Origin of the sequence: Dolichospermum sp. LEGE 00246, assembly GCF_015207865.1 — a bacterium.
Lineage (GTDB): Bacteria > Cyanobacteriota > Cyanobacteriia > Cyanobacteriales > Nostocaceae > Dolichospermum > Dolichospermum heterosporum.
Genome location: NZ_JADEWA010000137.1, coordinates 1 through 11,530, shown reverse-complemented (window position 1 = coordinate 11,530; position 11,530 = coordinate 1). Strand labels below are relative to the sequence as shown.

Genomic DNA, 11,530 nt, shown 5'->3' with positions numbered 1-11,530 from the left:
ATATTAATAATCCATGTTTTAATCATAATCTTTTTAATCGACCTCTTAATAATAATCTTTTTAACTTACAAGGAAATTTTGAATACTGTTTAAATGAAAATTTAGATGATGATATGGTGGCTAAAATAGTAGGAATTAGTTTTTTGGGTAGAATAGAATTAGAAAAAAGGTATAAAGATAAACTTATAAATGCTAGTTCATATTATGATATTCATGCCATTTATCAGTCTGAAGACATTGTTCACTTAGATTTAAAAGTTTTTGAGCATAAGATTGTAATTTTAGATGATGAAAATGTGGAAAACATACTAGAAGGAGTATCTATTATACTACATAATTTAATACCTTCTAATGGGGGAGTATATGGGATTATAAATAATATAATATCCGGTAAATCTCCTATTTGGATACACTTTGGAAGTAAGGACTCAAATTTGTCATATACATCAGATTTGTTATCTAAATCTTTAAACTTTAGTCATATTCATTATATCTCCGCAGACCGTTTAGGACCTCAAGAATATTATTTAAAATCTACCATCAACAAGTTTCCCAACGTTGGTGCAAAAGGTGAATTTACAGTTAACTTACTCTATAAAAAAAGAGATGACTTAGTTAATGATAAACTATGTTTAGGTGAAGATGCAAAAACACTAGCTACCCAAACTGAAGAATGGCTTAACGAAATATTGAATGGTGCAAAAGTTGAAGTTCCTAGTTCTGAAAGTAATATACTCGAACTTTTATTTAATACTAGCACATCAAAAGACCGTTTTAGACCAGCTAATGTGGGATTTGGATATAGTTACATTTTACCGATTGTTGTTTCAGGTCTGATTGCTAAACAAGGAGAAATATTAATAGTCGAAAATCCTGAAGCACATTTACATCCAAAAGCACAATCACGACTAGCTAAATTTAAGTCAATTAGAATATTCTTCAGATAACAAAGAACCTCCCAGAGATAAACAAACTATTTTACGAGATACCACAAAATTTAAAAAAACAGCCAATAAATGTCAAGGAAGAGTTATTTACCTTGAATCAAATACAGAACGCTATTGGTATGTAGATAATTTTCATGAGGGTAAAGCCGCTCATTTAGAAGTTTTTGATAAAACAGGTAAAAATCATCTTGGAGAAGCAGACTTAGACGGAAATATTAATTATTCTAAAAGCGATTCAGATAAAACTATAGATGTTTGAATTTTAGCAGTTGCGAAAACAGAAACCAAAATCCTCTACATCCTTTAATCGGTGTAAATCCTGATTCAAACAATTAATTTGGAAATTATAATCTTGATAAATAAAAACCCTATATATATGGGCGCACACTTTCCCACCTATACCATTAGCATACCCAAAACTCGGAACACTGTCAAGCCCCCTAGCTGAAATCACCAAAACTCGTTTAATTATTGATAAAATTCTCAATAATAATGAGAATAGACCCCTAGTAATTGAGAAAGTTCTTTTTTACCAACATCCCATACAAATAACTTATATCTCAATCCTGTTCTGTTCAGGAAATATAGGTTGGGTTGAACATAAGTAGGTTGGCGTTGAAAATTATCGTTATAGCAGGGCAAGAGGGTTTGGGCGATTTTACGTTTCTTTACACAGTTTGGTTTTATTGTGTTCACCTACTTAGTGAAACCCAGCAAATGCTTAGAAATGCTAGGTGACTCTTGACTGGGCGCAGGACCTGCGCCCCTACCTCCTGATTTCCTAAGCTTAATCAGCACTTAAATAAATCTGAACTATAGACAATAGTATCTTAACTTTTGACTGATATTCTCAATTCCATTATCTGCAATTTCCTGTCACCAGATTATCTTTGTTTAAGCTAAATCTGTATAAACAATATGGTACTTACTACAGTCCGCTTTTCCCAGTTTAATGCGTCCCTAAACCGCAACACTGACGGTCAGTTGGTAACTGATTTATCTACCCCTAACAACGCTCAAGCAAAAACAGTTGCCGAAATTATTCAACGCAACAACCCAGATGTATTACTAATTAACGAATTTGACTATTCCCCCGCAGCAGTAAATCTTTTTAGAGAAAATTATCTGCAAATCAGTCAAAACGGGGCGACACCAGTTAACTATTCCTACTCTTATATTGCTCCTTCTAATACTGGGATTGCTTCCGGTTTTGACTTAAATAATAATGCTACAACAGTTACAACTCCAGGCGTAAGCGGATACGGTGATGATGCCTTTGGCTTTGGGAACTTCCCTGGTCAGTATGGAATGTTGTTGCTTTCTAAATATCCTATTGATACAGCCAACATTCGCACCTTCCAAAATTTCCTGTGGAAGGATATGCCAGGAAACTTATTAACAAATGACCCAACTGTAGATAATCCTGCAACTTCAGTAAATGAGAACTTAAACGGTTTTTATTCACCTGAAGAAATTAACGTTCTCCGCTTATCTTCTAAAAATCATTGGGATGTACCAATTACAGTAAATGGGGAAACAGTTCATGTTCTTGTGAGTCACCCCACACCACCTACCTTTGACGGAACTGAAGACCGCAACGGTAAGCGTAATAGTGATGAAATTCGTTTTTGGGCAGATTATATTACCCCAGGCAAAGGTGATTATATCTATGATGATGGGGGTAAAAAAGGTAATCTTGCCGCTGGTTCAAGCTTTGTCATCATGGGTGATCAAAATGCTGACCCCTTAGATGGTGACAGTTATAACAATGCCATTCGCCAACTGTTACTAAATCCCAGTATCAATACAAATGTTATCCCCACCAGTTTAGGCGCTCCTCAACAGGCAACTTTACAAGGTCAGGCAAATAACAATCACAAGGGTAATCCTGCTTTCGACACCGCAGACTTTGCTGATACTGCACCGGGAAATCTGAGAACAGACTATGTACTTCCCTCCTCTGACTTGCAAATTAGTAAATCAGAAGTGTACTGGCCTAGCAATACTGATACAAATTTCCCATTAGTAGGAACTTTTAACCCTAGTCTTCCTGGTGGTTTCCCTAGTTCTGACCATCGGTTAATATATGCAGATGTGCAAGTTGGTGAGACAGAACCTGGAAAAACCGCTGTTAGCGCTGGATTCAAGGGACAAACTATTTTCAATACTGGCTTTATTCCCTCTGGTGCAGCCGGAACAGTAAATGGTCAACAAGTTGCGCTGGGTGGATTGTCCGGTGTAACTTACGATGCGGTAAATAATCGCTATTATGCCATTTCTGACGATCGCTCACAAAATGCCCGTTTTTATACCTTCACTCTTGACCCTGTTACTAATACGGTAACTTTTACCAATGTTGTCCAACTCAAGGATATTAATGGTAATCCTTTTGCAGCTAATAGCTTAGATCCAGAAGGTATTGCTTTAACAAATAATGGGACAGTTTTAATCTCCTCAGAAGGAGAAGTTAGACCAGATTTAGGTGCAAGTCGCGTCACCAATCCCTTCATTAAAGAGTTTAATCTGACTACAGGACAGGAAATTCGTTCTTTAGCAGTACCCAAGAAATTTCTACCAGTTGTCCAAGATACTAACAACAATAATGTTGTTGATACAGGTGATACTCAAACATCAGGGGTGCGTAATAACTTAGCATTTGAAAGCTTAACCATTACTCCTGACCAGAAAACCCTATTCACAGCTACAGAAAGCGCCCTCTTTCAAGATGGTGCAATTTCTACAACTACTACCAGCAGCCGTTCTCGGATTATTCAATACAATTTGGTGACAGGACAACCAGAGAAAGAATATCTGTATATTACCGATCCTATTGCCAAAGCACCTATTGGTGGAACTGCGGCTGATAATGGTTTGGTAGATTTATTAGCAATTGATAATCGTGGGACTTTATTGGCTCTAGAACGCTCCTTTGCTGTTGGACAAGGAAACACGATCAAAATCTATGAAATTAGCCTCCAAGGGGCAACAGACATTAATACAGTTGATTCCTTGAGTAGCCTGACTACATCTCAATTAGCTGCTATCCAACCTGCTCAAAAACGGTTGTTATTAAACCTGGATTCCTTGAGTTTACCTAATAGTGACGGCAATCATCCCACAGGTACAGATAATATTGAAGGTCTGGCATTTGGTCCCAAATTGGCAGATGGTACACAATCCATTATTTTGGTGAGTGATAACAACTTTGGTTCTACCCAATTTACGCAAATCCTCACCTTGAGTGCAGATGTAGTTCCCACTGCTACCCCTATTGTAGAAACCCGTCCCGCGCTTTTAGATGATGGTAGTTTACCATTTAGTCAAAGAGCCGATGCAGATGATCCGGCAATTTATGTTAATTCCACAGATTCTAGCAAAAGCCTAGTTGTAACTAGCGTTAAAAATGGCGGTTTGCGGATTTATGATTTAGCTGGAAACCTGTTGCAAACCATTAATCCTAGCAATCCAGATATTCGTTATAACAACGTTGATTTGCAATATGGATTTACATTAGGTGGTGAGAAAGTTGATATTGCTGTAGCGAGCGATCGCAATAACGATAAACTAGCAATATTCAAAATTAACCCCAACAGTGCTGATGGTAATTATTTAGAAAATATTACCGATAGCAATGCTGCCACAATCTTCCAAAATGTACCTTTCGCTGCCCCTTATTCTGCATCTACTCGCAGTGCTTATGGATTAGCAATCTATCGCAGTCCCGTCACCAACGATTACTATGTCTTTACCAGCCGTCGTCAAACTGGAGATGTCGCTCAATTAAAATTAGTAGACAAAGGCAACGGTAAAATTGGTTATGAGGTAGTTCGTAGCTTCACCATTCCCTCACCAACCACAGCAGGTGCTTCAGCCCAAACAGAAGGCATGGTAGCAGACCAAGAAACAGGATTTCTGTACATTGGTCAAGAAGATGTGGGGATTTGGAAATTTGAAGCTGAACCCAATGGTGGTTCAACAGGTAAATTAATTGAGAAAGTCAAAGCTGAGGGAGGCAAAAACCTCACCAATGATGTTGAAGGCTTAACCATTTATTACGGTAAAAACGGCACAGGCTACCTGTTAGCATCCAGTCAAGGCGATAACACCTTTGCAACATATACCCGTGAAGGCAACAACGACTTTTTAGGCAGATTTGCAGTTGGGAACAATGGCGGAATTGACAGCGTTCAAGAATCCGACGGTGCAGATGTTATTAATCTGCCCTTGGGTCCCAATTTCCCTTATGGTGTATTTATCACTCAAGACGGTGCAAATGACCCCGCCACCATTGTTAGTGGGGAGAATATCAGCAGCAACTTTAAGTTAGTACCTTGGGAAAATATTGTTGCTACCTTACCTCAAGTCCTGAAAATAGATACCACCAGTTACGACCCTCGTAACCCCGTCCCCCAACCACGCTTAACTAATTACGAATTTACCAACTTACCCAAATTAGGAACAACTTCCAAAGGTCAAGATATTTTCTTAGGTGGTTTTTCCGGGTTGTATTTCCAAGGTATTGCGGTAAATGGTAATCTCCAATTTGTCACTCACACCGACAGGGGACCAAATGGCGACCCCACCGGTGCTAATCGTCCCTTCTATTTACCCGATTTTCAACCAGAAATAGTCAGTTTTGAACTCAACAAACAAACAGGTGCAATTAGCATCACCAAGAGAACAGGACTATTTGAGAAAGATGGCACAACCCCATTAACCGGACTTCCCAACCTGCAAGCAGGGGCATTTGGTACAGCCTACACCGATGAAGTTGCGGTTAATTTGGATGGTCAAGTCATAGCTAACAAGGCATTGGGGGCTGATTTAGAGGGGATAGTTATTGCCCCAAATGGGGATTATTGGCTGGTAGATGAATACCGTCCGGCAATTTATAACTTCGATGTGAATGGTAAACTACTTAACCGTTTTATTCCCCAAGGAACAGCCACGGCACCTGAACCAGACGCAGCCGCAGGAACCTTTGGCACAGAGATATTACCAGCAGTTTATGGTCAACGTCGCAATAATCGCGGTTTTGAAGCTGTAGCTTTAGAGGGTAGTAAACTTTACGCCTTTATTCAAAGTGCCATTGATAACCCAGATAATGCTGGTGATACAACATCCAGAAATTCCCGTAATTTGAGAATTTTGGAATTTGACATTATTTCCAAACAAGTTACTGGTGAATATCTCTATTTGCTGGATAATATCACTGCTGCTGGTAACGCCAGAACCGATAAATTAGGTGATGCAGTTTCCTTGGGTAATGGTAAATTTGCCGTTGTCGAAAGGGATGATTTAGGAACAAATGCCTCCAACAAATTGATTTATCAAATTAATTTAGCCGGGGCAACTAATATCAATAAGTCTGCTAATTTCACCTTACCTGCTGGTAAAACCATTGAACAACTCACACCAGCCGAATTAACAACCGCCAATATTACCCCAGTTAGTAAAAGTTTGATTGTTAATGCTGCTCAACTTGGTTATACAGGTGTGGAAAAATTAGAAGGTTTAGCATTAGTTTCACCCAACACCCTAGCATTAATTAATGATAACGACTTCAACGTTACTGGTAATTCACCTTTGGAGAAATTGGGAATTTTAGAACTACCAAATAACATCGCTAGTGTTGATTTAGAATTAAGTCAAACTGTTGATGCCACTCAGCCAGTCATAGGGGGACAAGTAACCTTCAATTTGACCCTTTTTAATCACAGCCCACTTGTGGCTAACGGCATTAAAGTCACAGATTTGTTACCACAACCATTTACCTTCATCTCTGCAACACCACAACAGGGAACTTACAACAATCAAACTGGTGTGTGGGATGTGGGAGAAATTGCTGGTAATGTTACCCGCACCCTGAAACTCACGGCTAAAGTGACTCAAAGTGGGGCATTAACCAACAAGGCAGAAATTACCGCCCAAAATCAACCTGACTTTGATTCTGGTGCTGGTAACAACAACGCCCAAGAAGATGATCAAAGTTCAACTACCCTAAATATTCCTCCTAATATGGTGACAATCAAAGGTTTTGCTTCTTTACCTGCCGATACTTTCGCAGCAGGTCCTGCTGCGGGTGCGACTGTAACTAATCCTACCAATGGACGCACTACCCCCTTCCCTGGTCAACCAGTGCAAGGATTCAGTGGTGTGCAGTTTGCCCCCAACAGTGGTGGTTCTGTCTTTTGGTTCTTAGCAGATAACGGTTTTGGCGCAAAAAATAACAGTGCTGATTTCCTCCTGCGACTTTACCAAGTTGACCCCAATTTTGCGGGTACAGAAAACGCTAATGGTTCTGTAGCGGTTCAAAACTTCATTCAACTCTCTGACCCCAATAAATTAATCCCCTTTGATATTGTCAATAAAAACACAGCCAAACGGGAACTGACCGGGGCTGACTTTGATGTAGAGTCCTTTGTGATTGATGCTAAAGGCGATATTTGGGTCGGTGATGAATTTGGAACTTACCTACTACATTTCAATAGCAATGGTGTATTACTAGATGCCCCCTTCCCTACTCCTAACCCCGTTAAACTAAATACCCTCAACGGTCAAGCACCAATTGTGATCGGACATCGTGGCGCTAGTGGTGAACTGCCAGAACATACCATAGAAGCCTACCGCTTGGCGATTTTACGCGGTGCAGACTTCATTGAACCAGATTTGGTATCTACTAAGGATGGGGTCTTAATTGCCCGTCATGAACCCAATCTCATCAATACCACCGATGTAGCTAGTCGTGCTGAATTTGCTAGTCGGAAAAAGACGGTACTGGTAGATGGTGCGGCTGAAGAAGGTTTCTTTGCTTCAGACTTTACCTTGGCAGAAATTAAAACTCTGCGGGCTGTAATGCCTCAAGGTTTCCGAGATCAGGTATACAACGGTCTTCTCCAAGTTCCTACCCTGGGCGAAATTATTGATTTGGTGAAAGAGGTTGAGGTACAAACTGGTAAGAAAATCGGTATTTACCCTGAAACTAAACACCCCACCTATCACGATAACTTGGGTTTGTCTCTGGAAGAAAAACTGATTGACACCCTCAAAGCCAAAGGATTTACTGATCCCAAACGGATTTTTATTCAGTCCTTTGAAGTCAGCAATCTCAAGGATTTAAACAATACCATCATGCCGACTGCTGGTGTGAATCTGCCCTTAGTGCAATTGCTTGATGCCTACGATGTCGCCAACGATGGCACACTGCTGTATCAAGATGTTAACGCTCGTCCTTATGATTTTGTCGGTAAAGGTGACACCCGCACCTATGGAGATTTATTAACTCCTGCTGGTTTGAAAGAAATTGCCGCCTATGCCGATGGTATTGGACCCTGGAAACGGCAGATTATTTCGGTGAAAACTGTAGACAATAACAATGATGGTAAACCTGACGATCTCAATAACGATGGTGTGATTAACGATGCGGATAAAGTTACCCTAGCACCCACCAGCTTAGTTAGTGATGCCCACAAAGAGGGTTTGGTTGTCCATCCTTACACCTTCCGCAATGAAAGCCGTTCTCTGGCATCAAATTACAATAACAATCCTGAATTAGAGTTTCGTCAATTCATTAATTTAGGTGTAGATGGTTACTTTACTGATTTCCCAGGGACAGGTGATTTAGTCCGCGATCAAATTACGGCGAATCAAGTCAGATCGCCCCAAAATCCCACTGTTTTTTCTACTCCTAAATTTGATACACTCACAGGCAACGCCCCCATTGTCATCGGTCACCGGGGTGCAAGTGGTGAACGTCCAGAACATACCCTAGCTTCCTACAAATTAGCGATCGCTCAAGGTGCAGATTTCGTTGAACCCGATTTAGTGGTAACAAAAGATGGTGTCTTAATTGCCCGTCACGAACCCATGTTAGCAGTCGGTGTTCTCAATACTGATGGCACAATTCAACGAGATACCAATGGTAAGCCAGTTATCAATAGTACCGATACAAGCACGGATGTTTACTTACGTGATAAATTTGCCGATCGCCTGAAAATCAAAAATTTAGATGGTCGCAATGTGGTAGGTTGGTTTGCTGAAGACTTTACCCTAGCAGAAGTCAAGGAACTAAATGCGATTGAACGGATTCCTGCTTTGCGTGGTACTACTTTCGATCAAGATGGATTGAAAGTACCAACCCTGAAAGAAGTCATTGATTTGGTGAAACAAGTCGAACTAGAAACAGGTCGCAAAATCGGTATCTATCCCGAAACCAAACATCCTACTTTCTTTCAACAGCAAGGCATCAATACTAGCCAAATCTTAGCAGACACCCTCAAAGCTGAGAACTTTACCGACCCATCTCGCATCTTCATTCAATCCTTTGAAGTTGCCAACCTCAAGGCGCTGAAAAACACCATCATGCCCACCGCAGGGATTGATATTCCTCTAGTGCAATTGTTTGGCGGTTCAGGTCGTCCTTATGATTTTGTAGTCAGTGGTGATACCCGCACCTATACCGATATTTCTACACCAGCAGGTTTAACAGAAATTGCTACCTACGCCAAAGGAATTGGACCGAATAAACAGCGGATTATTCCTCAGTTGACGGTAGATGCCAATAAGGATGGTACTGCTGATGATCTCAATGGTGATGGTCAAATTAGTGATGGCGATCGCGTTTTAGGCACACCCACAACCCTGATTCAAGATGCCCACAAAGCTGGTTTAATCGTTCACCTCTACACTTTAAGAAATGACGAGTTCTTCCTTCCCGATACTTACAAAAACGACCCCGGTGCAGAGTTCCGTAAGTTCATTGATTTGGGTGTAGATGGTTTCTTTACCGACTTCCCCAAAACCGGGCGACAAGTTCTAGTTAATAATTACCTAGCTGGTACAGGCTATGCCAATCCCAACGGGAATTTAAATACTCCTTACTTCAATAATTCCCCGGAATACTTTGCTCCCAATCAGCCCTACTACGGCGACCTCGTAACAGCCAATTTGAACCGCTCCCAAGGCTTTGAAGGCATGGCATTTAGCCCTGACCGTCAAACCATTTATCCGATGCTGGAAGGAACTGTTGTCGGCGATCCTGCTGGTTCTGTACGGATTTATAAATTCGATGTAGCCAGTGAAAGCTACCAAGGATTAGTAGGACGTTATCAATTAGTAAGTACCAGCAATGCGATCGGTGATTTCACCCCCATCAATAACAACGAGTTCCTAATTATTGAACGGGATAACGGACAAGGTAGTACCGCCCTTTTCAAGAAGATATTCAAAGTTGACTTCAGTAAAATTGATGCCAACGGCTTTGTCTCCAAGGAGGAAGTAGCAGACCTACTCAATATCCAAGATCCAAAGGATCTCAATGGTGATGGTAAAACCACCTACAATATGCCTTTCCAAACCATTGAAGATGTCTTAGTGATTGACAGCAAAACCATTTTAGTTGCCAACGATAACAACTATCCCTTCTCCATTGGTCGTCCTCCAGGAATTGACAACAATGAGATGGTGGTCTTGGAACTAGACAAACCTATTGCCCTTGATTCCCGTTTAGGTCTATCTGCGGCTATAGCAGAAGCTACCCAATATGTTGCCGGAACAACTGGGAAAGATGATTTGTTTGTCAGTGGTGGCACTGATGGCATCAATGACACCATCTTCACTGGCGCAGGTAATGACACTGTTGATACTGTCTTCGGGGCAATTTCTCCCTTTGCTGGTAACAATATCGTTGATCTGGGTAGCGGTGATGATACGATCTTTGTGAATAAGGGCGATCGCGCTTTCGGTAGTGATGGTAATGACACCTTTGATGCGAGAGATGGTCAAGGTGGCAACCGCATATCTGGTGGTGTGGGTGATGATACCTTCTACTTGGGTAGCAATGACCGGGCATTAGGTGGCGACGGCAAAGATATCTTCAGAGTTAGTCTTGGTGGTGGTAACTTAATTTCCGGCGGTGCTGGCGCTGACCAATTCTGGATTGTCAATGCTGAATTACCCAAAGCTGCTAATACCGTGCTTGACTTTCAACTGGGTACTGATGTTATTGGTATTCAAGGTGCTGTTAGCTTGGGTATTACGACATCCACACTCCAGTTAAATCAAGTTGGTGCAGATACCGCGATTATCTTTAATAATCAAACTTTAGCGACTCTGACTGGTATTCAAGCCAGTAGTTTGAGTTTGACAGATCCTAAACAGTTTGTCTTTGCTTAGAATCTAATTCTCATATAGGGGTTTAGCGCAATGCGTTAAGCCCCTGATTTTTAGTCTTACGAGGTACAGTTTTTATCACAAAACCGTAGGGGCGCAGGGCCTGCGCCCTCCATTGTATTTCATTAAAGCGAGAATTGCTGTAACATAAATCTCATTTTCCCACATCCCTATCGCCTTCCCATCATCCATGAGTCATTTCATTTAAAGCAGTATTAATTATTTCTTCACTAACTCCATGATGTTTTAAATTTTCAATAAAAGTAGAAATTCCTTGATTACGACTTTCTAAATAATATAAAATTGCTGCAATGGGCGATGGAGGTTCAATAGGATAATTTTGTTGTTCATAAACTTCTACTAAAGTCGTTAAAATATCTAATTTTTCATATTCTGGTGTATTAGGTTCAGCC

General features: G+C 40.7%; 3 protein-coding genes. 2 read left to right on the top strand and 1 reads right to left on the bottom strand.

From position 1 onward, the window contains the following. Both IQ228_RS11450 and IQ228_RS11445 read left to right on the top strand, forming a co-directional pair. On the top strand, window positions 1–947 hold a 947-nt coding region (locus IQ228_RS11450), incomplete at its 5' end, for an AAA family ATPase (RefSeq protein ID WP_193962899.1). A gap of 918 nt (window positions 948–1,865) precedes the next feature. Next, the gene (locus IQ228_RS11445) at window positions 1,866–11,120 is read left to right on the top strand and encodes a phytase (protein ID WP_193962898.1); all 9,255 of its coding nucleotides are present in this window, start codon (window positions 1,866–1,868) and stop codon (window positions 11,118–11,120) included. Between the two features lie 181 nt (window positions 11,121–11,301). Here the strand turns inward: IQ228_RS11445 and IQ228_RS11440 are convergent. Continuing rightward, window positions 11,302–11,530: transcriptional regulator (locus IQ228_RS11440; RefSeq protein ID WP_193962897.1), on the bottom strand; the 229-nt coding region annotated here is incomplete at its 5' end.

Excerpts from the sequence above, each read along its gene's own strand:
- IQ228_RS11445 (WP_193962898.1), top strand. The coding sequence starts at position 1,866 with ATGGTACTTACTACAGTCCGCTTTTCCCAGTTTAATGCGTCCCTAAAC.